This window comes from Herbaspirillum sp. WKF16 (genome assembly GCF_028993615.1).
GTDB lineage: Bacteria > Pseudomonadota > Gammaproteobacteria > Burkholderiales > Burkholderiaceae_D > Herbaspirillum.
The window spans coordinates 2,153,885-2,178,328 of the sequence record NZ_CP118632.1 but is presented as its reverse complement, the minus strand read 5'-3'; the positions used below and the strand labels follow the sequence as shown (position 1 = coordinate 2,178,328).

The window sequence follows — 24,444 nt, the reverse complement described above, 5'->3', positions numbered from 1 at the left end:
CATGCATCCCGTCTGGACGCCGCTGCTGCTCTCGCTCAAGGTCGCCGGCCTGGCGACCCTGGCCAACATGGTGCTGGGCGTGGCCGCGGCCTACGGCCTGTCGCGCTGGCGTTCGCCGCTGCGCGATTTCATCGACTCCGTGCTGACGCTGCCGCTGGTGCTGCCGCCGACCGTGCTGGGCTATTACCTGCTGGTGCTGTTCGGCCGCCGCGGCACCTTCGGCGCCTGGCTGGAAAGCGTCGGCATCCAGCTGGTCTTCACCTGGCAAGGCGCGGTGGTGGCCTCCACCATCGTGGCCTTCCCGCTGGTGCTCAAGGCCGCCCGCGCCGCTTTCGAAAACGTCGACCACCAACTGGAAAACGCAGCCCGGGTGCTCGGCGTGGGCGAAGCGGGCGTGTTCTTCCGCGTGAGCCTGCCGCTGGCGACCAAGGGTATCGCCGCGGGCGTGCTGCTGGCCTTCGCCCGGGCGCTGGGCGAATTCGGCGCCACGCTGATGGTGGCCGGCAACCTGCCGGGCCGCACGCAGACGCTGTCGGTCGCCATCTACGAGGCGGTGCAGGCCGGCGACGACGGCGCCGCCACCCTGCTGGTGGCGATCACCTCGGTCACCTGCGTAGTGGTGCTGATGCTGGCCGGCCGCCTGGTGCCGGACCGCTCCCAGCTGCAGTTGCGCTAAGCTCCCCTTTTCACTTTCTTCCTTTGCATCCGCCGTGAGCGTCGAACTCCAGATCCAGAAAAAGCTCCACGCGGGCGACCGCGTGTTCGACCTCGACATCGCCTTCATGTCCGACAGCGAGCGCATCGTCCTGTACGGCCCGTCGGGATCGGGCAAGAGCCTGACCCTGAAAGCCATGGCCGGCCTGATGACGCCCGACGCCGGCCATATCCGGCTGGACGGCCGCACCCTGTTCGATGCGCGGCAGCGCATCAATGTCCCGGTGCAGGAGCGCAACGTCGCCTACCTGTTCCAGGACTACGCGCTGTTCCCGCACCTGACCGTGGCCCAGAACATCGCCTTCGGGCTGGCCCGCGGCTGCTTCAACCTGCGCCGCCCGGCCGCCCATCCGGCGGTGCAAAAATGGCTGGCGGCCTTCGAGCTGGAGACGGTGGCCGGCAGCCTGCCCGGGCAGATCTCCGGCGGGCAGCGGCAGCGCGTGGCGCTGGCGCGGGCGCTGGTGTCCGAGCCCGACATCCTGCTGCTGGACGAGCCGTTCTCCGCGCTCGACCTCTCGCTGCGCGCGCGCATGCGGCGCGAGCTGTCCGAGCTTCAGCAGCAGCTGGACGTGCACATGCTGCTGATCACCCATGACCCGGCCGACGTCGAGGCGCTGGGCGACGAGGTGTTTGAAGTGCGCGACGGCCGCATCAGCGCGCAGCGCACGCTGTAAGGCACAACGCCCTTTCATCCCGCGCCCGTTTCGCCATAAAAAAAACCGCAGCCTTGTGGGCTACGGTTCCAGGTTGGGGGATCGCCCCGGCCGGCTCGCGCAAGTAACGAGCCGGCGTCACACCACACTCAATTCCACCTCCGCGCCGTCAGGCCGCCTTCTTCTCCGACTTCTCTTCGAAGAACTGTTCATCCTCGGTCGAACCATGCAATGCGGTGGTCGACGACTGGCCTTGCTGGATCGCCTGTGTCACGGCGTCGAAGTAGCCGGTGCCGACTTCGCGCTGGTGCTTGACCGCGGTGAAGCCCTTGGGGGCGGCGGCGAACTCGGCTTCCTGCAGTTCCACGAAGGCCGACATCTGGTTGCGGGCATAGCCGTGCGCCAGGTTGAACATCGAGTAGTTCAGGGCATGGAAGCCGGCCAGCGTGATGAACTGGAACTTGTAGCCCATCGCGCCCAGTTCGCGCTGGAACTTGGCGATGGTGGCGTCGTCCAGGTTCTTCTTCCAGTTGAACGAGGGCGAGCAGTTGTAGGCCAGCAGCTTGCCCGGGAACTTGGCGTGGATGGCTTCGGCGAAGGTCTTGGCGAAGGCCAGGTCGGGCTTGCCGGTTTCACACCAGACCATGTCGGCGTACTCTGCATAGGCCAGGCCGCGCGAAACCGCCTGGTCGATGCCCGGGTGGGTCTTGAAGAAACCTTCGACGGTGCGCTCGCCCGACACGAAGGGCTTGTCATTGGCATCCACATCCGAGGTCAGCAGGTCGGCCGCCTCGGCATCGGTACGGGCGATCACCAGGGTGCCGGTGCCCATGACGTCGGCCGCCAGGCGCGCTGCGTTGAGCTTCTCGACCGCCTCGCGGGTCGGCACCAGCACCTTGCCGCCCATGTGGCCGCACTTCTTCACCGACGCCAGCTGGTCTTCGAAGTGCACGCCGGCGGCGCCTGCCTCGATCATCGACTTCATCAGTTCGAAGGCGTTGAGCACGCCGCCGAAACCGGCCTCGGCGTCAGCCACGATGGGCGCGAAGAAATCGATGTCGTCCTTTCCCTCGGACCACTGGATCTGGTCGGCCCGGGCGAAGGTGTTGTTGATGCGCTTGACCACCATCGGCACCGAGTTGGCCGGATACAGCGACTGGTCGGGATACATCTCGCCGGCCAGGTTGGCGTCGCCGGCGACTTGCCAGCCGGACAGGTAGATCGCCTTCAGGCCGGCCTTCACCTGCTGCATCGCCTGGTTGCCGGTCAGGGCGCCCAGCGCGTTGACGAAGGGCTCGTCATGGACCAGCTTCCACAGCTTGTCGGCGCCGCGCTTGGCCAGCGTGTGCTCCACTTGCAGCGAACCGCGCAGGCGCACCACGTCGGCCGCGGTGTAGTTGCGCTTGATGCCCTTCCAGCGCGGGTTTTGCGCCCAGTCGCGTTCCAGTGCCTGGATTTGCTGTTCACGTGTGCTCATGGTGGATCTCCTTTGTCGTCAGTGTTGAGGTGTTTGAAAACTGGATGAAATCGCGAATTCCATGACTTCATGGTAGTCCCGCCATGTGCAGAGCAACAATGTCTTATATAAGATATAGGTAAATTTTTATATCAATAAAATCAAATACTTATTTATCATTTTTTGCGATACGGAACACAAATCCGGAAAATGAAAAATGCTTTTGATGCTGCGCACTTCGATTTTTCACAATACGAAATCAAAAATTCTCATCGTGAAAAAGCCGCACTTGCAGCGGCGCCGTCCTCCTCTTCCGGTAGGGATTCCTTCGTATTAATACGAGCGTTCGAAATTTTTTGACGCCCATCTCCTCGTCTTGCATAATAAAAGTGACTTGCCCAAGGCAAGCCTTATCCAAGGAAAGCAAAGGGGCGCGCCCGCGCCCGGAGGACGACAATGACGACAAGAGAAGAGACGCTGGCGCTGTGGCGCCAGCAGGAACAAGCTGTACGCGCCAAGCTGGCGGCGCCGGGCGTGGCCAGCCTGGCCGACCTGAAGGCCGGCACCGGCATGGAGTTCCTGCAAAAGATCTGGGACGGCCTGCTGCCGTCGGTGCCGATCGGCGAAACCCTGGACTTCATCCCGGTCGAGGGCGAACCCGGCCGTGTGGTGTTCCAGGGCACGCCGCACAAGCGCCACTACAATCCGCTGGGCACCGTGCACGGCGGCTACTTCTGCACGCTGCTGGATTCGGCCGTGGCGTGCGCGGTGCACTCGATGCTGCCGCAAGGCGTGGGATACACCACGCTGGAGCTGAAGGTCAACCTGGTGCGCGCGCTGACCGACAAGAGCGGCCCGGTACGCGCCGAGGGCCGGGTGATCCAGGTCGGCAAGCAGGTCGGCATTGCCGAGGGCCGCATCGTCGACGCCGACGGCAAGCTGTACGCGCACGCCACCACCACCTGCCTGGTGTTCCCGCTGCCCTGAGCGCGACGCCCGCCATCGTTCGCGCGCCTGTTGCGCGCGGACGATGAAAAGACTTCACGCGCCGTCCCGGCGCGCTCCCTTGCTCTCCCCACAGCGCCGCCGCCTCCCGCACGGCTGCGCCAGCGACTGCCGCAGCCGCGTTTTGTTCAAGGTATTTGTTTTGCGCCGCGCTCCTCATCCGGTTGTTTAATCGCGCAAGAAGGCACAAAATGGGCGACTACCAAAATTGAACGGCGATTCAACGTCGATACGTCTTCATGCATTACGCCCTGGACATCCGCACGTTTCTATTCAGTCACTATTTCTATACTGGGGTGCGGATCGCAATCGGGGTGGTCGGCTTCACCATGCTGGTCTACAACGTGGCCGACATGCCGACCACCATGACGGTCTTCCTGGGCGCGCTGTGCACCAGCCTGATGGACCTGCCCAGCCCGCTGCGCCACAAGTTCAACGAGATGCTGGCCGGCGTGCTGCTGTGCACGCTGGTGATGCTGGTCATCAGCCTGGCCGCGCCCATCCCCTGGCTGGTCAGCGCGATGATGGTGGTGGTGAGCTTCTTTGCCAGCATGATGGTGGTCTACGGCAAGAAGACCATGCCGCTGCAGTTCGCTGCGCTGATGGTGATGACGCTGTCGATGGAGAACCAGGCGCCGATCACCGACGCCGTCCTGCATTCGGCCTTCTTCCTCGGCGGCGGCCTCGGCTACCTGGCTTATTCGATGGCGGTGTCGTGGTTCCTGCGCCGCCGCATCAAGCAACAGGTGCTGGCCGAGGCGCTGTTCGAGCTGGCCCGCTACCTGCGCATCAAGGCCGACTTCTACGATGTGCGGCACGACCTGGCCAGCCAGTTCAACCAGCTGGTGCGCCAGCAGATCGTGGTGGCCGACAAGCAGCAAGCCTCGCGCGACCTGATCCTGCGCGACCTCCACACCAAGCAGGACGGCCTCCTGGTGCAGGTGCACCTGTCGATGCTGGAACTCTACGAGCAGGTGCTCTCCACCCACGCCGACTATGCCTTCCTGCGCAACCACTTCGGCAACGCCGACGTGATGATCTTCCTGCGCGACCTGGCCAACAAGGCCGGCGAGGACATCGAGTCGATCGCCTACGCCATCACCCGCAAGAAGGCCTCGACGCCGACGGTGAGCTACAAGGCCGAGCTGCGCGCGATCCAATATGAGATGCAGCAGATGTCCCAGCCCGGCCCCGGCCAAGCCTCCGAGGAGGCGCTGACCATCCTGCGCGTGACCTACAACAAGATCCGCGACATCATGGAGCTGATCGGCCAGCTTCACCAGGCCACGCAAAACCCGGTCGACCCCATCCCCATCCTGCCGGGCTCGGACATGACGCCCTTCCTGACCCAGCAGAAGTTCAAGTTCAACATGCTGCTGGTGAACCTGCGCTGGCAGTCGCCGATCTTCCGCTTCGCCATCCGCGTGGCGCTGGCGGTGACCACCGGACTGTGGATCTCCAACCACCTGCCCTACATGGCGCACGGCTACTGGATCGTGCTCACCATCGTCATCATCCTCAAACCCAATTTCAGCGCCACCAAGCAGCGCATGGCGGACCGCCTGATCGGCACCATCATCGGCTGCCTGATCACGATGCTGATCCTGCGCTTCGTGCACAACCCGATGGGCCAGATGGCGGTGCTGTTCGCCGCCAGCGTGGCCGCGCCCGCCTTCACCTATGTGAAGTACCGCTACACCGCCATCGCCGCCTCGGTGCAGATCCTGATGCTGCTCAACCTGCTGGTGCCGGCCGGCCACCAGGGGGTGATCGGCGAGCGCCTGATCGACACCGTGATCGGCGTGGTGATCGCCACCCTGTTCAGCTATGTGCTGCCGGCCTGGGAATACCGCGACCTGCCCAAGCTGCTGCGCAACGTGCTCAAATCGAGCCAGCGCTACCTCACCGCCAGCCGCGACATGCTGGAGGGCAAGGTCAAGGACGATTTCTTCTACCGCGTGTGCCGCAAGGGCTTCATGGACAGCCTGGCGGCGCTGATCTCGGCGCTGGTGCGCATGATGGATGAGCCGGCGACCAAGCACCGGGCGGTCAAGGAACTGAACCGCTTCATCGTGCAGAACTACCTCGTGGCGGCCCATATCGCGGCGCTGCGCCTGATGCTGCGGCGCCATCAGGAAAACATCCCCGAAGGCCCGGTCAACAAGCTCATCGAAGACACCTACCTCGAAGCCAGCGAGCACCTGGCCGAAGCCCAGCGCATCCTGGCGCCGAAATCGAAGAAGCGCGGCGGCGCGGTGGTGGTCTCGCCCGAGGCGCCCGAACAGAAGGCGCTCTCGGCCAAGATCGAACTGGTCGGCCCGGTCACGCCCGAACCCCTGCCGGCCGAAGCCAGCGCGTGGTCCGGCTGGGTCACGCTGCAACGGCGCGCCAGCCTGCTGAACCAGGATCTGCAAGAAATCGTGGCCCAGACCTCGGCGATCGACAACATCCTGCGCAAGAATTAAGGACCCCGGCCTCGTCCGGCTACCCGGAATAATTCGAAAAAAACTCAATCGAACCTTCGCCGAAAACGAACAAAGCCTCGATCTGGCTATAGTCGCCAGGATGAACTCCATCCATTGGTTTCCCAAAGCCGCCCGCCAGTTGCGCAATCTGGAGCAGCACGTGCGAACGATGATCGTGGAAGCGGTCGCAACCCTGCGGCACATGCCCGACTGCGGCAACGTCAGGGCCTTGAGCAGCCATGCCTTCGGGTATCGCTTGCGGGTGGAGAATTACCGGGTATTGTTCGACTGGGATGACGGCATCCGCATCGTCGAAATTCAAGAGATGGGAAAGCACGATGAACGCATGGACTAACGCGCAGACCATCGTCGGCGCCGATGGCAAACCGGCCTTCGTGGTATTGCCCTATCAGGAATTCCTGAACCTGTATCGCGAGCAGGAGCTGATCCCGCATGCCGTCGTGCAGGCCGCCATCCTCAGCGACGCCACGCCGGTCAAGGCTTGGCGCGAGCATCTGCGGCTGCTGCAACAGGAAGTCGCGCTGCGCCTGGGCATCTCCCAACCGGCCTATGCCAGGCAGGAAAACAGCCGCAAGCCGCGGCCCCGCACCCTGGAAAAAATCGCGGCCGCGCTGGGCCTGACGCCGGAGCAGATCAACTTCTGAGCGCCGCGCAACGCGCCGGCGACCATGGCCTCAGAGCGCCTGGCGCGACACCAGCACCCCATCCGCGTCGGCATAGATCCAGTCGCCCGGGTGCACCGCCACGCCGGCGATGGTGACGCGGATGCCGGCGTCGCCCGCGCCCTTGCGGAAACTGCGCTGCGGATGCGTGGCCAGCGCGCGGATGCCGATATCGCAGGCGTTGAGCTCCAGCGCATCGCGCACGCAGCCGTTGACCAGGATGCCGGCCCAGCCGTTCTTCTCGGCCAGTTGTCCCAGGTTGCCGCCCACCAGCGCGCAGCGCAGGCTGCCGCCGCCATCGACCACCAGCACATGGCCCTCCCCGGGCGTCTCCAGCGCGGCGCGCACCAGCACATTGTCCTCGAACACCTTGAGCGTCCTGGCCGGACCGGCGAAGACGGCCTGCCTGCCGAAGGACGCGAAGATCGGCGGCAGCACATGCAGCGCGCCGGCGGCCAGTTTGTCTTCATTGGCGTCGCACAGGTCGCAGGTGGCAAAGCTCATGGCGTTTTCCTCTGGCAGCTGAAGGGTACGGCCTACACCGACAGGATGCGGTGCAGGCGCTTCTGGTCGAACATGCGCGAATCGGCCACGCGCAACAGGGTTTCCACGTCCAGGCCGTCGGCCGGGTAAAGCGAGACGCCGACCGAGGCGTCCACCGCGTACTGCTGGCCGCCGCGGCCCTCGATGGGCTTGTTGACCGAATGGCGGATCTTGTCGGCGATGCTGCGCGCGATCTCCATGTCGGAGACGCCGTGCAGGTAGACCACGAATTCGTCGCCGCCGAAGCGCGCCACCGAGTCGTCGTGGCGCAGCGTATGCTGCAGCCGCTCTGCGATGGCGATCAGGACCTTGTCGCCCTCGTCGTGGCCGTGTTCGTCGTTGACCGCCTTGAAGCGGTCGAGGTCGATGAACAGCAGCCCGAACTGCAGCGGATTGGCCTCGGAAGAATTGCGCCGGCGGAAATCGATCTGGGCGATCAGCGAGTCGCGGTTGAGCACATTGGTCAGCCGGTCGGTGCGCAGGTTGCGTTCCATCTCCTGGAAACTGTGCGCCAGCTGGCCGATCTCGTCGTTGCGGTCGATGTTGAGCGCCGGGAACGGACTGCCGTTGCCGATGCTCTTGGCCGCCAGGGTCAGCTTGCGGATGTCGCGCAGCACCCAGCGCAGCAGCAGGAAGCCGATCACGAAGGTCAGGCACACCGCCACCAGGCCCAGCAGCAGCGTCTGGTAGACGCCGCCGGTGACCGAGCCCAGGAAGTCCGAACGCGGCGCGGCGCTGATGGCCAGCCAGTCCAGCCCGGCCGGGTCATGGTGCAACCGGAACGCCACCTCGATCTTGGTGCCCTCGCTGCGCGCGCCCAGCAACACCAGCCGGCCCGGCTCGGCCGGATTGGCCGCCAGGTGGCGCTGCACCTCGGCGAAGGCCTGCTGCACCAGCGGCGACTTGCTCTGCTGCGCAGTGAGGCGTGTGAATTCGGCGCCATTGCCCTTGATCTCGTGCAGCGGCTCGTTGAGCGAGGTGGCGATCATCTCGCCCTTGAGTTCGGCCACGAACGCCACGCCGTTGCGGCCCAGGGGCAGCTGCTGCAGGAACTCGGTCAGCTGGCGCAGGCCGATGCTGCTGCTGGCCACGCCCATCAGGCTGCCGTCGGCGTCGAAGATCGGCTTGGAGAGGTTAATGCCCAGGTGCTTCAGGCGGAAATCGGTGTAGACAGGGGACCAGGTCTCGCGCCCACTCTCGATCGCCTGGCGGTACCACGGACGGGTGCGCGGATCGTAGTCCTGGACCGCCGTCAGTTTCATCTCGGTGCCGGGGCCGCGCAGATAGGACACGTAGTTCTTGCCATCCGGCTCGCGCACGCTGTACATGAAGCGGTTGCGGGTCTCCTGCTTGATGCCGAGGAAACTGCCGTCGGCGCCGCCGAAATACACATAGCTGGGATCGTCAAACAGGCCGTTGGCCAGCCACAGGCGTTCTTCCAGTTGCTTGCGGTCCTTGGGGAAAGGCAGAACGGCCGGGGCCTCGCCCGGCTCGAACGACGGCACCGGCGGCGGCGCCACCACGTTGAGGCTTTCACGCGCGCTCAGGGTCTGGCGATCGATCGCCTGGCCGACGCGACCCATGACCTCCATCAGCGCATTGCGCGCCAGCACCTCGGTGGCGTCGTCGCCGGCCCGATAAAGGAACCACCCGATGGTCAGCGCCAGGCAGACCATCAGGAAGATGAACGGCAAGATGAACAGCCGCTGCAAAGACGATTGCTTCAGAATCGCCCCCTTGCTTGACTGCCCAGACTGCAACTTTCTTTAAGCATGTTTCCCTTGCTGCCGTATGTCCCGTGACGGTGCGGCGCCTGCGGCGGCCAGGCGGCCGCCGCGTTTCCCAAGAACAAGCATTTTATGCGAAAGCGCCCCGTCGCTGTTCCCATCCGGCAAGGAAAGTGTCGGCGCTTGTATGCCGATCATGTAGATAGCACATCCCAGCTTCCTTTGGGAATCATTTTCATCCCTGCGGGGCCGCCCTGTCGCTGATCCACGATCAATCGTGAATTGTATGACAACTTATGCACCCCGGGGCCAGCGGCATGCGCAGCCGCAACAAAAAACGGCGGATGCGCTTGCACGCATCCGCCGCTTGCGGCGCCGGGGCTGTCGCCCCGCCGGTATTGCCCGCCCTTACTTGCTGAAGCTCAACTGCCCGTTCTTCACATCCACATGCACCACGTCCTTGGGACCGAAGCGGCCGGCCAGGATTTCCTTGGACAGCGGGTTCTCGATCTCCTGCTGGATCGCGCGCTTGAGCGGCCGCGCGCCATACACCGGATCGAAACCGGCTTCGGCAATCTTCTGCAGGCCGGCGTCGCTGATTTGCAGGCCGATCTCCAGCCGCGCCAGGCGCTGCTCCAGGATGCGCAGCTGGATCTTGGCGATGGCGCCGATGTTCTTCGCATCCAGCGCGTGGAACACCACGATCTCATCCACCCGGTTGATGAATTCCGGGCGGAAGTGGGTGCGCACCTCGGCCATCACCGCCAACTTCACCAGCGCCGGATCACTCTCCTCCATCGACTGGATGCGGTGCGAACCCAGGTTCGAGGTCATCACGATCACCGTGTTCTTGAAGTCCACGGTGCGGCCCTGGCCGTCGGTCATGCGGCCGTCGTCCAGCACCTGCAGCAGCACGTTGAAGACATCCGGGTGCGCCTTTTCGATCTCGTCGAGCAGGATCACGCTATAGGGCTTCCTGCGCACGGCTTCGGTCAGGTAGCCGCCTTCCTCATACCCGACATAGCCCGGCGGCGCGCCGATCAGGCGGGCCACGGAATGCTTCTCCATGAACTCGCTCATGTCGATGCGGATCATCGCCTCCTCGGTATCGAACAGGTAGGACGCCAGCGCCTTGCACAGCTCGGTCTTGCCCACGCCGGTGGGGCCGAGGAACATGAACGAACCGTAGGGCTTGCTGGGATCGCCCAGCCCCGCGCGCGAACGGCGGATGGCGTCCGAGACGGCGACAATCGCCTCCTCCTGGCCCACCACGCGCTCATGCAGCACCTGCTCCATGTGCAGCAGCTTCTCGCGCTCGCCCTGCATCATGCGCGAGACCGGGATGCCGGTGGCGCGCGCCACGATCTCGGCGATTTCCTCGGCGCCGACCTGGGTGCGCACCAGCTTGGGCTTTTCAGTAGCGACGCCGGCCGCATCCTTCTTGTTCTGCACTTCCAGCGCGGCTTCCAGCTCGGCCAGCTTGCCGTACTTCAATTCCGAGACCCGCTGCCAATCGCTCTTGCGGGTGGCCTCTTCCATCTGCAGGCGCACCTTCTCGATCTCTTCCTTCAACTGCTGGCCGCCCTGCGCGGTCGACTTCTCGGCCTTCCAGATTTCTTCCAGGTCGGCATACTCGCGCTCAAGCTTGCCGATCTCTTCCTCGATCAGCTGCAGGCGCTTCTGCGAGGCCTCGTCCTTCTCGCGCTTGACGGCCTCGCGCTCGATCTTGAGCTGGATCAGGCGGCGATCGAGCTTGTCCATCACTTCGGGCTTGGAATCGATCTCGATCTTGATCTTGGCGGCGGCCTCGTCGATCAGGTCGATCGCCTTGTCCGGCAGGAAGCGGTCGGTGATGTAGCGGTGGGACAGCTCGGCCGCGGCGACGATGGCCGGGTCGGTGATGTCGACGCCGTGGTGCACCTCGTACTTCTCCTGCAGGCCGCGCAGGATGGCGATGGTCGCCTCCACGCTCGGCTCGTCGACCAGGATCTTCTGGAAGCGGCGCTCCAGCGCGGCGTCCTTCTCGATGTACTGGCGGTATTCGTCCAGCGTGGTGGCGCCCACGCAGTGCAGCTCGCCGCGCGCCAGCGCGGGCTTCAACATGTTGCCGGCATCCATCGCGCCCTCGGCCTTGCCGGCGCCCACCATGGTGTGCAGCTCGTCGATGAAGACGATGGTCTGGCCTTCGTCCTGGGCGATTTCCTTCAGCACCGCCTTCAGCCGTTCCTCGAACTCGCCGCGATACTTCGCGCCGGCCAGCAGGGCCGCCATGTCCAGCGACAGCACGCGCTTGGACTTGAGGCTGTCCGGCACTTCGCCGTTGACGATGCGCTGCGCCAGGCCTTCGACGATGGCGGTCTTGCCCACGCCGGGTTCACCGATCAGCACCGGGTTGTTCTTGCTGCGCCGCTGCAGCACCTGGATGGCGCGGCGGATTTCGTCGTCGCGGCCGATCACCGGATCGAGCTTGCCGGCGCGGGCGCGCTCGGTCAGGTCCAGGGTGTATTTCTTCAGGGCTTCGCGCTGCCCCTCGTCCTGCTGCGAGGACACCGAGGCCCCGCCGCGCACGGCCTTGATGGCCGCTTCCAGCGACTTGCGGGTGAGGCCGTTTTCGCGCGCGGCGCGCCCGGCGTCGGACTTGTCGTCGGCCAGGCCGAGCAGCACCATTTCACTGGCCACGAACTGGTCGCCGTGCTTCTGCGCTTCCTTGTCGGCCAGGTTAAGCAAGGCCACCAGCTCGCGGCCGACCTGCACTTCGCCGCCGTTGCCGGAGACCTGCGGCAAGCGCTGCAAGGCGCCCTGCAAGGCGGTGGACAGGCCGTTCACGTTCACGCCCGCGCGCTGCAGCAGCGAGCGCGCGCCGCCGTCGTCCTGGTTCAGCAGGGCGATGAGCAAGTGCACCGGTTCGATGTATTGGTTGTCGTGGCCGACTGCCTGGGATTGCGCGTCGGCCAGCGCTTCCTGCAATTTGGTGGTGAGTTTGTCGAGACGCATGGTTCGCTCCAATTTTTCAATGAGAAGAAAATTGGGCCGGCCATTTGATTTTCAAGCAAGACCCATGCCGCGAAATTTGATTTAGCTCAGGAACGCGGCATCCTCACGTCCGCCGGGACTGCGGTAGTTGCCAGGCCGGCAACGCGCCTTCACGCCGCGTGTTCCTGCGCGGTGCCCACGCCCTGCATCTCCTCGCGCAGCGTGCCGATGCGATCCAGCGCCTGGTGATCCTCCTGCAATGCCTTGTCCACGCTTTCGTGCATCCAGTCGACCCAGGTGCTGATCTTGGCGTCGAGGTACTGGCGCGAGGGGTACAGCGCGTACACGCTCATCTGCTGCACCTGGTGCTGCGGCAGCACGCGCACAATGGTGCCGCTGCGCAAGGGATCGACCGCCGAATAGATCGGCAGCACGCCGATGCCCATGCCTTCGCGGATCGCGCCCAGCATGGCCTCGGCCACGTTGACCTGGAAATTGCTCTTGACCTCTACGGTGCTGGAGCCCTCCGGCCCTTCCAGCACCCATTCGTACAAGGGCGACACCGGGCTCATCAATTGCAGCAGGGCATGGTTGTTGAGGTCGGCCGGCTTTTGCGGCGCCCCGTATTTGTCGAGATAGGCCGGCGAGGCGCACAGCATGCTGAAGGTGCTGCCCAGCTGGCGATAGATCAGGCCCGAATCCGGCAACTCGCGGGCCAGCACCAGCGACACGTCGTAGCCCTCTTCGAGCATGTCGGGGATGCGCTGGGCCAGGGTCAGCTCCACCGCCACGTCGGGATAGCGCTTCTGGTAACCCGAAATGGCCGGAATCACATAGCGCTGCCCGAAACTGGTCATGGCATGGATTCGCAAACGGCCGGACGGCTTGACGTAGGCCGAGCCGGCCTCGGCTTCGGCCTCCTCCACATAGGACATGATCTGCTGGCAACGCAGCAGGTAGCGCTCGCCTGCCTCGGTCAGGGCGATGCGGCGGGTGGTGCGGTTCAGCAGGCGCGTGCGCAAATGCCGCTCCAGGTCTGCCACCGCGCGCGATACGTGGGCGGTGGTCAGGCCCATCTGCTGGGACGCCAGCGTGAAGCTGCCGGCGTCGACCACGCGCACGAAGACGCGCATGTTTTGCAAGGTGTCCATACTCTTCCTATGCTGTAACCAGTCGCCGCACGAGCAGCCCCTTGGGCCGGCTCGCGTTTCAACTACGCTTCGCGCAGTGGCGGATGACAGCATTGTTACCCAAAATGAAGCAATGATTATTGCACTATCTGAGATAAGCAATTGCGTGTGCGCTGATTTTTCGTCAGATCATTACAAAATAGAATACATACCATCTGATATTTGCATATTTTTGGGTAATTCCATGAAACGCATGTCCTACCATCGCGTGTGCGCCCTGAGCGTCATTGCGCTATCCCTGACAATCGCCGGCTGCGCCGACCAGGGCGGGATCAAGCCGCAAGCCCAGGTGCGCGACGTCACCGCGCTGGCCGCCGGCCAGGCCATCCGCACCGCCGGCGCCGAAGCCGGCTGGCCGCAGCGCGCATGGTGGAGCGCCTACAACGATCCCCAGCTCGACGCCCTGGTGCAAACGGCCGTGGCCGGCAACCCCAGCATGGCCATCGCCGCCGCCCGGGTGCGCCAGGCGCAGTCGATGGCCGTGGTGGCGCATGCCGGCGAGCTGCCCGGCGTCCAGCTGGACGCTGCCGTGGGCCGCAAGGATTGGTCCGACAACGTCTACTACGGCGCCAGCTTCCGCGACAAGCTGACCTGGAACAACACCGCCACCCTGGGCCTGTCCTATAACGTCGATCTCTGGGACCGCAACAAGAACGCCACCGAGCGCGCCCAGGACGAGATGCACGCGGTGGCCGCCGACGCCCGCGCCGCCCAGCTCGACCTGGAAAGCAACGTGGTGCGCGCCTACGTGCAGCTGGCCCTGCAATACGGCCTGCTGGACAACACCGAGGCCATGCTCAAGGAAGAGCAGAAGATCCTCGACCTGGCGCACCGCCGCTTCACCGGCGGCCTCGGTACCCAGTTGGACATCACCCAGGCCGAAGCCCCGCTGCCGGAGACCCGGCGCCAGATCGAGGCCTTGAATGAAAGCATCGCGCTGGTGCGCAACCAGCTGGCCGCGCTGCTGGGCCAAGGCCCCGGCGCCGGCGAGAAGATCGCGCGCCCGGTGCTGGCGCTGCACGCCGCCATCGGCCTGCCCAGCGCGCTGCCGGCCGAGCTGGTGGGCCGCCGTCCCGACATCAGCGCCGCGCGCTGGCGCGTGGAGGCCGCAGGCAAGGGCATCGCAGTGGCCAAGGCGGCCTTCTATCCCAACGTCAACCTGCTGGCCGGCATCGGCCCGGCCGCGGCCGGCGGCGGCATGCTGTCCTTCCTGAGCCTGCCCAACTGGCAGACCACCTACGGCCCGGCGATCTCGCTGCCGATCTTCGAAGGCGGCCGCCTGCGCGGCCAGCTGGGCGCCACCACGGCCGGCTACGACATCGAGGTGGAGCACTACAACGCCCTGCTGACGCAGGCGCTCAAGGGCATCGCCGACCAGGTCGTGACGCTGCAATCGGTGCAGCGCCAGCAGCAGCAGGCGCGCGAATCGGTCGCCGCCGCGCAGAAGAATGTCGACATCGCCACCCGCGCCTACCAGCGCGGCCTGACCGACTACCTCAACGTGCTGCACGCGCAAACCCAATGGCTGCGCCAGCAACAGATCGTGCAGCAGCTGCAGGCCCAGCGCCTGTCGGCCTGGGCGTCGCTGTCCGCGGCGCTGGGCGGCGGCCTGGAAGCGGCCGACGCCAATGACGTCATCAAGGCCGCCGCGCAATGAACCGGCCCGCCGACACCAGCGCCGATACACCGCGCGTCCCCCTTGGCGCGCAGCTGCGCGACGCCGCCGCCGACTGGCTGCACAATGACGGCCCGACCTGGATCTATGTCTTCAAGATGGTCTTCGCCGGCCTCCTGGCGCTGGGTATCGGCTATGCGCTTGACCTCGAATCGCCGCGTTCGGCCCTTATCACCGTGTTCATCGTGATGCAGCCGCAAAGCGGGATGATCCTGGCCAAGAGCTTCTACCGCGTGGTCGGCACCCTGGTCGGCTCGGCCGCCATCGTGGTCTTCGTCGGCCTGTTCGCGCAGACGCCCGAACTGTTCCTGCTGGCCTCGGCGCTGTGGATCGGGCTGTGCACGGTGGGTTCGGCGCACAACCGCAACTTCCGCTCCTACGGCTTCGTGCTCTCGGGCTACACGGTGGCGCTGATCGGCTTGCCGGCCGCGCTCAACCCCGGCATCACCTTCGACTCGGTGATGACCCGCGTGACCGAGATCACCGTGGGCATCGTCTGCGCCGGGCTGGTCAGCGCGCTGGTGTTTCCGCAGGCCAGCGCGCCGGGCCTGGTGCGCATCATCCGCGGCCGCTTCTCGGCCTTCGTCGACCTGATCGGCGCCACCCTGGGCGGCACTACCGAACGCAAGAAACTGGAAGCCACCAACGCCCGCTTCGTGGGCGACATTATCGGCCTGGAGGCGCTGCGCAGCTCGGCGATCTTCGAGGACCCGGAGATCCGCCTGCGCAGCGGCCGGCTCACGCGCATGAACAGCGAGTTCATGGCGCTGTCCACGCGGGTGCATGCGTTGCACCAGCTGATGAACCGGCTGCACGCCAATCCCGCCCCCGGCGCGCAGACGGTGATCGCGGCCATCTCGCCTTACTTCAAGGAAGTGCAGCCCCTGCTCACGCGCGACAGCGGCGAGCCCGTGATGAGCGCGCTCGACGCCGCCGATGCCGGTCTCAAGCTGGAGGCCTACAAGCGCGAACTGCCGCGCCGCGTGCGCGCCACCCGCGACGCGCTGGAACTCGACAGCGACAGCGCCATGCTGGACTTCGACACCGCCTCCGAGCTGCTGTACCGCGTGATCGAAGAGTTGCACGCCTATACCCTCACCTATGCCTCGCTGACCCAGCGCCGCCACGAGCGCGAGCAATGGGAGCACGCCTACGCGCCCAAGACCAGCATGATCACCGCGCTCATCGCAGGCGCCCGCGCCTCGATCACGCTGCTGCTGTTGTCGGCGTTCTGGCTGGCCAGCGGCTGGCCCAGCGGCGACGTCGCGGCGCTGAACGCGGCCGCCTTCTGCGCCATCACCTCGGCCGCGCCGGATCCCGCCAAGGCCACCCGTACCGTCACCGTGGGCGTGGTGTTCGCCGCCATTGCCGGCTACGTCTACACCTTCCACGTGCTGCCGCGCCTGGACGGCTACTGGATGCTGGCCGCCGCCCTCGCGCCGGTGCTGATGCTGGCGGTGCTGCTGACCACCAAGCCCAAGTGGGCCGGCTACGGCCTGGGCATCTGCATCTTCTTCCCCTTCCTCGCGGTGCCGGACAACTTCGCCCGCTTCAACGCCGCCGGCTACATCAACGAGTCGATCGCGCTGATGGTCTCGCTGGTCGTGACCGCCGTCTCGTTCATGGTGCTGTTGCCGCCGACCACCGACTGGACCGTGCGCATCCTGGAAAAGCAGTTGCGCAAGCAGGTGGTGGACGCTTGCTTCGGCAAGCTCGGCCACCTGGCGCTGAAGTTCGAGAGCGGCACGCGCGACCTGATGCACCAGATCACCATGCTCACCAGCAGCCGCCCGGTGCTGCGCCAGATCGCCTTCGGCTGGATGTTCGCCACGCTGGAAGTGGGCCACGCCATCATCGAGCTGCGCACCGAATTGAACGGCATCCGCACCGAAGCGCCCGACCTGTTGCCGCCGGCCGCCTACGCCGCGCTGAACCGCCTGCGCGAAACCATCCCGGCGCTGTTCAGCCAACCCGGCCGCGACACCCTGGCCGACGCCCTGGCCGCCAACGACCAGGCCATCGCCCAGGTGCAGCAAGCCATCGGCCCGCACTACCGCGAACGCAGCGAGCGCCATCGCCTGCAGCGCACGCTGAGCTACCTGCACTTCATCCGCACCGCCCTGCTCGACCAGCAATCGCCGCTGCATACGGTACGCGCCGGCAGCCCCGACAACGCCAACAACGATTCCGGAACACGCCATGCCACGTGAAATTTCATTCTTCGACGCCTACATTCCCACCGTGCTGCTGCTGGTCGTCCTGGCCGCCGCGCTGGCCGTCATCGCCGACCGCATCCTGGTGCGCTTGGGCTTCTACGACCTGACCTGGCACCCGGCGCTGTTCCGCGTGAGCATGTTCGTCTGCCTCGCTTCGCTCATGGGGCTCTACGTGTACAGCTAGCCGCTCCCAACCTTCCGCGCCAACCCGATAACACGCTTCACGACAAGATAAAGAAATCATCAGGAGTAGTTCACCATGCCGGTCAAATCGATCTTCCGTTCCATCGTCACGCTAGCGATCTTCCTGCTGGCCATCCTGCTCGCCTGGACCCTGTGGCAGCACTACATGCTCTCGCCGTGGACGCGCGACGGCCGCGTGCGCGCCGACGTGGTCAACATCGCGCCCGACGTCTCCGGCCAGGTGGTCGAGCTGCCGGTGCGCGACAACCAGCTGGTCAAGAAAGGCGACTTGCTGATGGAAATCGACCCGGCGCGCTACCAGCTGGCGCTGCAGCAGGCGGAAGCGGCGCTGGCCGCCCGCAAGGCTGAGCTCGACGTGCGTCGCGCCGAAGTCGACGGTCGCCGCGCCGACCTCGACATGCGCCGCGCCCAGGCCCGCCGCCGCGCCGACATGGATGCGCTGGTGGTCTCACGCGAAGCGCGCGAAGACGCCGGCACGCAAGTCACCGCCGCCCAGGCGCAGACGCAGGCCGCGCAAGCCCAATACCAGTCGGCCCAGGCCAACTACCAGGCCGCCGTGGCCCAACGCGACACCGCCAAACTGAACCTGGAACGCACCAAGGTGTTCTCGCCGGTGGACGGCTACATCACCAACCTGAACGTGCGCCGCGGCGACTTCGCCACCGCCGGCGCGGCCAAGATCGCGGTCATCGACAGCCACTCGTTCTGGGTCTATGCCTACTTCGAGGAAACCAAGCTGCCGCTCTTGTCCATCGGCGACAAGGCGAAGATCCAGCTGATCAACGGCGCCTCCCTCTCCGGCCACGTCGACAGCATCGCGCGCGGCATCTACGACCGCGACAACCCGCAAAGCCGCGAGCTGATCGCCGACGTCAACCCGACCTTCAACTGGGTGCGCCTGGCCCAGCGCATCCCGGTGCGCATCCACTTGGACGAGGTGCCCAAGGACGTGCTGCTGGCCTCCGGCCTGACCTGCACCGTGGTGCTGGAACCGGGCAGCGGCAAGCGACAGGAGCGGGAAACCGCGAAGAACTGAGCCCCCTTCCGCCAAAAAAAAAGCGACCTCAAGGGTCGCTTTTTTCATGTTGGAGGACGTTTGAGCCCGACCGCGCCGACCGTCATGCCCATGGGCTTGAGCAGCTTGTCGGCGGTCGCCAGCGTAGGGCTGGATTCGCCCCGCTCGATGTCTTGCAGCGTGCGCGCGGAGACGCCGCACAGCCTGGCGTATTCGGCGATCGTCAGCCGCAGCGCACTGCGGATCTTCCGGATCACGGCCGCCACCGGCATGGCCGGATCGGCCGCCAGTTCCTCCGACAAGGCGCGCCGCTCTTCCAGCTGCTCGATAGGCGTCATGGGCTTGAAGCGCTTGTCCATTCAAAGATCCTCCAGCTGGGCGCGCACCTGCGCCACCGTGGCCGCCAGCGGCGCCACGAACCTGTCTTCGATCTGCAACTCCCGCATCAACGCCGGCAAGCCTGCCAGCGGCGCAGCCATTTGTTGCACTCCGCGGCACACCGGCTCGGGATCGACGCCTGCCGCCGCGCAAGCCTGCGCAATCGCGCTGGCCCATTGCGGCGAGCCGGCATCGTCGCGCTCCCAGCGCATGCGGCGCGCGATACCGTCCGGATGCAGCCACATGGGAGCGAAGTCGAACAGCGGCGTGAGCCCGATATCTCCATTCGCATCGCGTCTGATAGCGGTATTGCGCGCGTGGTTGTCCTTGTTGCGCAAGACGATGTTGGCGATATCGCGCCTGAGATATTCAGTCACCTCGCGCGCCGGATCGCTTGTCACCTGCCCCAGGCGGGCGCAGGCGGCATTGTGCGACGGCGCCGCGCCGAAACCGCTGACGCCGCACAGCGAGGCGATGCTCTCTTGCGCATGGCGCAGCACGGCGCCCTCGCGCACCTCGCGGTCGAAGCGCGGGATGAACAAGGCTCCCCCGTGCAACTCGAGTTCGCCGTGGACGTCCAGCCCTAGGTAGCCGGCCAGCCGCATGTAGGGCGCTTCCAGTCGCAGGATGTCGGCCAGCGACGCATCGCTGCCGCGGCTGAACTTGACGATGAAATGCGCCTCGGCCAGTTCGTCGGCAAGCGCATGGTCGAGGTAAAACAGCCCGTCCCGCCCGCGGGTCAGGAGGATCTTGGGCCATTCGCCCTGCACGCCTGACGAGCCGGCCAGAAACAGTCCATCCTGGGCAAGGTACTCATTGAAGTCTTCCGAACGGGCTGCGATCTCGTCGATGCTGAAGCCGCGCAGCTTGCCGCCGCTGCGCTCGCTCACCCACTCATGCGCCTCGCGCACGCGCAGGTTGCCGATGGGATTGCCGCCGCCCGCGCTCAGGAGTTGCCAGTCAGCCGAGGCTTCGGCCCGCTCATCCAGTCCGAGTTGCCGCAACAGCTCGCCGCGGCCATGGCCCTGCGGGAGCAGGTCGATCAGGAACGGCGGCCACGCCGGCTCCTGGCGATCCATGAAGTCCACTGGCACGTTGGCCGAGAAAGCTGCCGCATCCCTGCGCCCCTGATACGCGATGACATGCCCGGCGGCATAGGCCAGGTAGCTGGAACAAGCCATGCCCCGGGCGGCATCACCGGTGAGCGACAAGGCGCCAGCGTCGCGCCAGGCGCCGTCAATGAAGACCTGAAGAGTGCAAGATTGATTCATATATACACCATACTATCATTATTGATAGAAATTTCTACATCAAAAATGATACTTTAATGTGTATATAATGGATTCCAATGTAGCGATCAGACTGCAAACACCTGGATCACCAGCCACACATTGGCCGCCGAAATGGCGGCGAACAAGATCCAGGCCACGCCCGCCACCCACCACGGGTTGACCAGCGCGCCCATCAGGTCGCGCCGGCCGGTCAGGCGAATCAACGGATACATCGCGAACGGCAGTTGCAGCGACAGCACCACTTGGCTGGCCACCAGCAGCTTGCCCACCGAGTGCGGCCCCAGCGTGAGCACGCCGACCAGGGCCGGCACCAGCGCCAGCGCACGCGTGATGACGCGGCGCTGCCAGCACGGGATCTTCAGCTTCAGGAAACCTTCCATGATCACCTGGCCGGCGATGGTGCCGGTGAAGGTAGAGCTTTGCCCGGCGGCGAACAGGCCGACGCCGAACAGGATGGCGGCGGCGGCCGAGCCGGTGATCGGGTCCAGCAGGTGGTAGGCCTGGTCCAGTTCGGTCACCTGCGTATTGCCGCTGCGATGGAAGGCCGAGGCCGCCAGGATCAGGATGGCGGCGTTGATGACCATGGCGATCATCAGCGAGACGATGGTGTCGATGCGGGTGTAGCGCACCGCGTCGGCCAGCGACGCCGGGTCGCGCCGCACGCTGCGCGTCTGCACGATGGAGGAATGCAGATAGAGGTTGTGCGGCATCACGGTGGCGCCGACGATGCCGATGGCGAGGTACAGCGGTTCACGGCTGGAGATGGCCTGCAGCGACGGCACGAAGCCCAGCGCCACGGCGTGCCAGTCGGCCTTGACGAAGGCCAGCTGGGCCAGCAGGCAGACGGCGATGGTGATCACCAATCCCAGGATGATCGCCTCCACCTGGCGGAAGCCCCGCCCCTTCAGGCCCAGCACGATCAGCGTGTCGAGCGCGGTCAGCATCACGCCCACCGGCAGCGACACCCCCAACAGCAGGTTGAACGCCAGCGCGCAGCCCAGCACCTCGGCCAGGTCGCACGCGATGATGGAGAGTTCGGCCAGGAGCCACATGCCGCGCGCCACCGCCGGCGGGTAATGCTCGCGCGAGTGCACGGCGAGGTCGCGCCCGGTGGCGATGCCCAGCCGCGCGCACAGGCATTGCAGCACGATGGCGGCGAGGCTGGAGAGCATCACCACGAACAGCAGCTGGTAACCGAACTGCGAGCCGGCCCCGATCGACGTCGCCCAGTTGCCCGGATCCATGTAGCCGATCGACACCAGCAGGCCCGGCCCGACGTAGATCTTGAGTTTTTGCCAGACCGAGGCGGTGAGAGGAACGTCGACCGAGCCGGCGACCTCGGAGGGACAGAACGGCGCCGTCGCAGTGCTGGGCAGGCCAGGGATGCGCGGCAGTTTGAACGTGAATGGCAAGAGCGGTTTCCCCTGTTGGTGCGATGCGCGGCCGTCGCTGCGGCCTTATTGTTTCCACTTGCCGAGCGCGGCGTCGTCGCTCTCGCGGGCGTCGACCCAGCGGGCGCCGGCGCGCGTCTGTTCCTTCTTCCAGAACGGCGCCTGGGTCTTGAGGTAGTCCATGATGAATTCGCAGGCGGCGAAGGCTTCGCCCCGGTGCGGCGAGGTCACCGCCACCAGCACGATCTGCTCCTGCGGCCGCATTGGGCCGACGCGGTGGATCACCAGCGCGTCGAAGATCGGCCAGCGCGACTTGGCCTGTGCCACGATCTGCTCCAGCGCGCGCTCGGTCATCTCGGGATAGTGCTCCAGCTCCATTTCGGAAACCGCGGCGCCGTCATTGAGGTCGCGCACCGTGCCGACGAAGCTCACCACCGCGCCGACCTTGGGATTGGACAGGCGCAGTTGCGCCACCTCGGCGGAGAGATCGAAATCGGCGGTCTGGACGCGTATGGGCATGGCGCAATCGGTAATGGGCGATGGAGAAAGTGCAGCAACAGATTCTACCAGCGCAGGGCTGGCTGCAAACGCCGCCGGGCCCCGCGCAGGCCGCGATCCAGCGGCGTCGACGGCGTATGCAGCTAACGCCCCCGCCACAAGGCGAGGACGAACGAACAGAACACCGCCAGCAGCATGAAATCCGGCTTAGACAAGCAGCCCCCACAGCACCAGCGTCATGCCCAGGCCGATGACCGACACCAGCGTCTGGATTACCGACCAGGTCGCCAGCGTCTGCTTCAGGTTCAGGCCGAAGTATTCCTTCACCATCCAGAAGCCTGCGTCGTTGACGTGGCAGAAGAACACCGAGCCGGCGCCGATGGCCAGCGCCATCAGCGAGTTGTGGGTGGCCGACAGGCCCGCCACCAGCGGCGCGACGATGCCGGCCGTGGCGGTGGTGGCCACGGTGGCCGAGCCGGTGGCCTGGCGCAGCGCCACGGCGATGATCCATGCCAGCAAGATCAGCGGCATGTGGGTGCCGGCCGCGACCTTGGTGATGGTGTCGCTGATGCCCGCGGTCAGCAGCGCCTGCTTCAGGCCGCCGCCGGCGCCGATGGTCAGCAGCAGGCCGGCGATCGGCGGCAGCGCCTTACGCAGCGTGGCGCCGACGTCGAAGCGGCTGGTGCCCTGCCCCCAGCCCAGCACCACCACGGCGAACAGCACGGTGACGGTGAGCGCGATGATGGGTTCGCCGAAGAAGTTGAGCATTTCATACAGCTCCGTCTTGGGCGCGACCCAGATGCGCGCCACGGTGCGGCCCAGCATCAGCACAACCGGCAGCAGGATGGTGACCAGCGCCGGGAAGAAGCCCGGCTGGGTCTGCTGCTCGCGGGCGGTGAACAGCTTGCCGATCTGGTCAGGCTCGCTCACGTTCAGCCGCGGCGCCAGGAAATTGCCGTACAGCGGGCCGGCGATGACGACCGCCGGGATCGCCACCAGGAAGCCCAGCAGCATGGTGGTGCCGAGGTCCGCATGCAGCGCGCCGACGGCGATCAGCGGGCCCGGGTGCGGCGGCAGCAGCGCGTGCAGCGTGGTCATGCCGGCCAGCGCGGGAATGGCCACGCGCATGATGGGCAGCTCGGCGCGGCGCGCCATGACGAAGATGATCGGCGCCATCATCACCAGGCCGACCTCGAAGAACAGCGGCAGGCCGATCACCAGCGCCACCACCGCCATCATCCACGGGATGGCGCGGCCGCGCGCGTAGCGCAGCAAGGTGGTGACGATCCGGTCGGCCGCGCCGGAGTCGGCCATCAGGGCCCCCAGCATGGCGCCCAGGGCGATGATGATGCCGGCCTCGCCGAGGATGCTGCCGGCGCCCTTGCTGAACGCCTTGGCGATGTCTTCCAGCGGCAGGCCGGCGCCGATGCCGGCCACGAAGGTGCCGATCAGGATGGCGAGGAAGGGAGCGATGGAGAGGAAGCTGATCAGGACGACGATGGCGACCAGCGCGGCCAGCGTCACCAGCAGCAGCTGGGTGTCCTGGGCCGCCCAGGCGGCCAGTTGGGTGGATATCACGATGTGTTCCTTCTTCAGGTGTGGATGAATGCGCGCCATTCATTGTTCATGGCGTCTGTTGCATCTCCCCTTTGGTCGGGCATGTTTGGCGCATGCCCTGTCTCCTCCCAAAGAAAACGGATCGCAGCGCCATCGGGCGCCGCCTGCCGCCGCGTCAGATCTTGCGCCAGACGCTGGCCAGCCACGGCTGCTGCTCGCGCGGCAGTCCGTCGGGGCGGTAATAATGCCGCAATTCCATGAATCCTGCAGCGACCAGGTAGCTGCGCCAGCCCGCCAGGCTGTGCCACACGCCATAGCGTTCGCCGCTCCAGCCTTCGACATCCTCGCCGCGCGGGTTGGAGCTGAACAGGATGCCGCCTTCCTTCAGCGCCGCGCGCAGCTGCGCCAGCACGCGCGGCAGTTCGGCCGAGGGCACGTGGAACAGCGAGGCGTTGGCGAAGATGCCGTCGAAGCGCTGCGGCGGCAGATCCAGCGCGAGGAAATCCTGGTGCAGCACTTCGCAACCGGAAGCCTCGCGCGCCATGCGCACGAACTCGCCGGCGCCGTCCAGGCCGACTGCCTCATGGCCCAGCCGGGACCAGGCAAGCAGGTCGCGCCCCGGGCCGCAGCCGAAATCGAGGATCGAGAACGGACCGGCGCCGGCAGCGCCCGGGCGCATCGACAAGGCATCCAGCAAGGCCCCGATGTTCTGGCTGACGTCATGGCCCCAGGTGCCGGCGCGGAAGTCGTCGGCGTTACGGCTGTAGTGGCCCAGCGTGCCGGCCGACGCGTCGTCCTTGGCGGCCATC

The 24,444-nt window shown here is 65.8% G+C and carries 21 protein-coding genes; 10 read left to right on the top strand and 11 right to left on the bottom strand.

Features of this window, described 5'->3' with window-relative positions; translation table 11 throughout:
- Position 1 precedes the first annotated feature (1 nt).
- Positions 2-676, top strand: a complete 675-nt coding sequence (gene modB, locus Herbaro_RS10010) for a molybdate ABC transporter permease subunit (protein WP_275013671.1) — start codon at positions 2-4, stop codon at positions 674-676.
- Positions 677-710: 34 nt separating this feature from the next.
- Complete coding sequence (locus tag Herbaro_RS10005) at positions 711-1,388, top strand: sulfate/molybdate ABC transporter ATP-binding protein (protein WP_275013670.1); 678 nt, start codon at positions 711-713, stop codon at positions 1,386-1,388.
- A 148-nt stretch (positions 1,389-1,536) separates the two neighbouring features.
- On the opposite strand, the gene aceA is transcribed toward Herbaro_RS10005, so the two are convergent.
- Positions 1,537-2,844 (bottom strand): isocitrate lyase, encoded by a 1,308-nt coding sequence (gene aceA / locus Herbaro_RS10000; RefSeq protein WP_275013669.1) that lies wholly within the window; start codon positions 2,842-2,844, stop codon positions 1,537-1,539.
- A 435-nt stretch (positions 2,845-3,279) separates the two neighbouring features.
- On the opposite strand from aceA, the gene Herbaro_RS09995 reads away from it, so the two are divergent.
- The 4 genes from Herbaro_RS09995 (at position 3,280) to Herbaro_RS09980 (ending at position 6,958) form a co-directional block, all read left to right on the top strand.
- The gene (locus Herbaro_RS09995; protein WP_275013668.1) at positions 3,280-3,810 is read left to right on the top strand and encodes a PaaI family thioesterase; all 531 of its coding nucleotides are present in this window, start codon (positions 3,280-3,282) and stop codon (positions 3,808-3,810) included.
- A 257-nt stretch (positions 3,811-4,067) separates the two neighbouring features.
- Positions 4,068-6,293 carry an FUSC family membrane protein gene (locus tag Herbaro_RS09990; RefSeq protein ID WP_275013667.1) on the top strand — a complete coding sequence of 742 codons (2,226 nt, stop codon included), beginning with the start codon at positions 4,068-4,070 and terminating at the stop codon, positions 6,291-6,293.
- A 100-nt stretch (positions 6,294-6,393) separates the two neighbouring features.
- Complete coding sequence (locus tag Herbaro_RS09985) at positions 6,394-6,648, top strand: type II toxin-antitoxin system RelE family toxin (protein WP_275013666.1); 255 nt, start codon at positions 6,394-6,396, stop codon at positions 6,646-6,648.
- Complete coding sequence (locus Herbaro_RS09980; protein WP_275013665.1) at positions 6,632-6,958, top strand: type II toxin-antitoxin system RelB family anti-toxin; 327 nt, start codon at positions 6,632-6,634, stop codon at positions 6,956-6,958. Before Herbaro_RS09985 ends, Herbaro_RS09980 begins: the two co-directional genes overlap by 17 nt.
- 30 nt (positions 6,959-6,988) lie before the next feature.
- Here the strand turns inward: Herbaro_RS09980 and rraA are convergent, their stop codons facing one another.
- From rraA to Herbaro_RS09960, 4 genes are all read right to left on the bottom strand, one after another.
- Positions 6,989-7,480 carry a ribonuclease E activity regulator RraA gene (gene rraA, locus Herbaro_RS09975; protein ID WP_275013664.1) on the bottom strand — a complete coding sequence of 164 codons (492 nt, stop codon included), beginning with the start codon at positions 7,478-7,480 and terminating at the stop codon, positions 6,989-6,991.
- 32 nt (positions 7,481-7,512) lie between these two features.
- Entirely contained in the window at positions 7,513-9,213 is a 1,701-nt protein-coding gene (locus Herbaro_RS09970; RefSeq protein WP_446719318.1) for a diguanylate cyclase, read from the bottom strand.
- A 441-nt stretch (positions 9,214-9,654) separates the two neighbouring features.
- A complete protein-coding gene (gene clpB / locus Herbaro_RS09965; protein WP_275013663.1) occupies positions 9,655-12,240 on the bottom strand; it encodes an ATP-dependent chaperone ClpB in 2,586 nt (861 codons plus the stop codon).
- A gap of 149 nt (positions 12,241-12,389) precedes the next feature.
- Positions 12,390-13,370 (bottom strand): LysR family transcriptional regulator, encoded by a 981-nt coding sequence (locus Herbaro_RS09960; RefSeq protein ID WP_275013662.1) that lies wholly within the window; start codon positions 13,368-13,370, stop codon positions 12,390-12,392.
- 223 nt (positions 13,371-13,593) lie between these two features.
- Here Herbaro_RS09960 and Herbaro_RS09955 point away from each other — a divergent pair, with 223 nt between their 5' ends.
- The 4 genes from Herbaro_RS09955 to Herbaro_RS09940 all read left to right on the top strand — a co-directional run bounded on the left by Herbaro_RS09955 (position 13,594) and on the right by Herbaro_RS09940 (position 18,540).
- Positions 13,594-15,066, top strand: coding sequence for an efflux transporter outer membrane subunit (locus Herbaro_RS09955; protein ID WP_275013661.1), 1,473 nt, complete (start codon positions 13,594-13,596; stop codon positions 15,064-15,066).
- Positions 15,063-17,294: an FUSC family protein gene (locus tag Herbaro_RS09950; RefSeq protein WP_275013660.1), complete on the top strand. Its 2,232-nt coding sequence runs from the start codon at positions 15,063-15,065 to the stop codon at positions 17,292-17,294. Before Herbaro_RS09955 ends, Herbaro_RS09950 begins: the two co-directional genes overlap by 4 nt.
- On the top strand, positions 17,284-17,484 hold the full coding sequence (locus tag Herbaro_RS09945) for a DUF1656 domain-containing protein (RefSeq protein ID WP_275013659.1): 201 nt from the start codon (positions 17,284-17,286) through the stop codon (positions 17,482-17,484). The genes Herbaro_RS09950 and Herbaro_RS09945 overlap by 11 nt, the downstream gene beginning before the upstream one ends.
- Positions 17,485-17,559: 75 nt before the next feature.
- Complete coding sequence (locus Herbaro_RS09940) at positions 17,560-18,540, top strand: HlyD family secretion protein (protein WP_275013658.1); 981 nt, start codon at positions 17,560-17,562, stop codon at positions 18,538-18,540.
- 44 nt (positions 18,541-18,584) lie between these two features.
- Here Herbaro_RS09940 and Herbaro_RS09935 read toward each other — a convergent pair whose 3' ends face one another.
- The 6 genes from Herbaro_RS09935 to Herbaro_RS09910 form a co-directional block, all read right to left on the bottom strand.
- On the bottom strand, positions 18,585-18,878 hold the full coding sequence (locus tag Herbaro_RS09935) for a helix-turn-helix domain-containing protein (protein ID WP_275013657.1): 294 nt from the start codon (positions 18,876-18,878) through the stop codon (positions 18,585-18,587).
- Positions 18,879-20,168 carry a type II toxin-antitoxin system HipA family toxin gene (locus tag Herbaro_RS09930; RefSeq protein WP_275013656.1) on the bottom strand — a complete coding sequence of 430 codons (1,290 nt, stop codon included), beginning with the start codon at positions 20,166-20,168 and terminating at the stop codon, positions 18,879-18,881.
- Positions 20,169-20,254: 86 nt separating this feature from the next.
- On the bottom strand, positions 20,255-21,601 hold the full coding sequence (locus Herbaro_RS09925) for an Nramp family divalent metal transporter (RefSeq protein WP_275013655.1): 1,347 nt from the start codon (positions 21,599-21,601) through the stop codon (positions 20,255-20,257).
- A gap of 45 nt (positions 21,602-21,646) precedes the next feature.
- Entirely contained in the window at positions 21,647-22,099 is a 453-nt protein-coding gene (locus Herbaro_RS09920) for a molybdenum cofactor biosynthesis protein MoaE (RefSeq protein WP_275013654.1), read from the bottom strand.
- Between the two features lie 186 nt (positions 22,100-22,285).
- A complete protein-coding gene (locus Herbaro_RS09915; protein ID WP_275013653.1) occupies positions 22,286-23,695 on the bottom strand; it encodes a GntT/GntP/DsdX family permease in 1,410 nt (469 codons plus the stop codon).
- Positions 23,696-23,810: 115 nt separating this feature from the next.
- Positions 23,811-24,443 carry a class I SAM-dependent methyltransferase gene (locus tag Herbaro_RS09910; protein ID WP_275013652.1) on the bottom strand — a complete coding sequence of 211 codons (633 nt, stop codon included), beginning with the start codon at positions 24,441-24,443 and terminating at the stop codon, positions 23,811-23,813.
- Position 24,444: the final 1 nt, after the last annotated feature.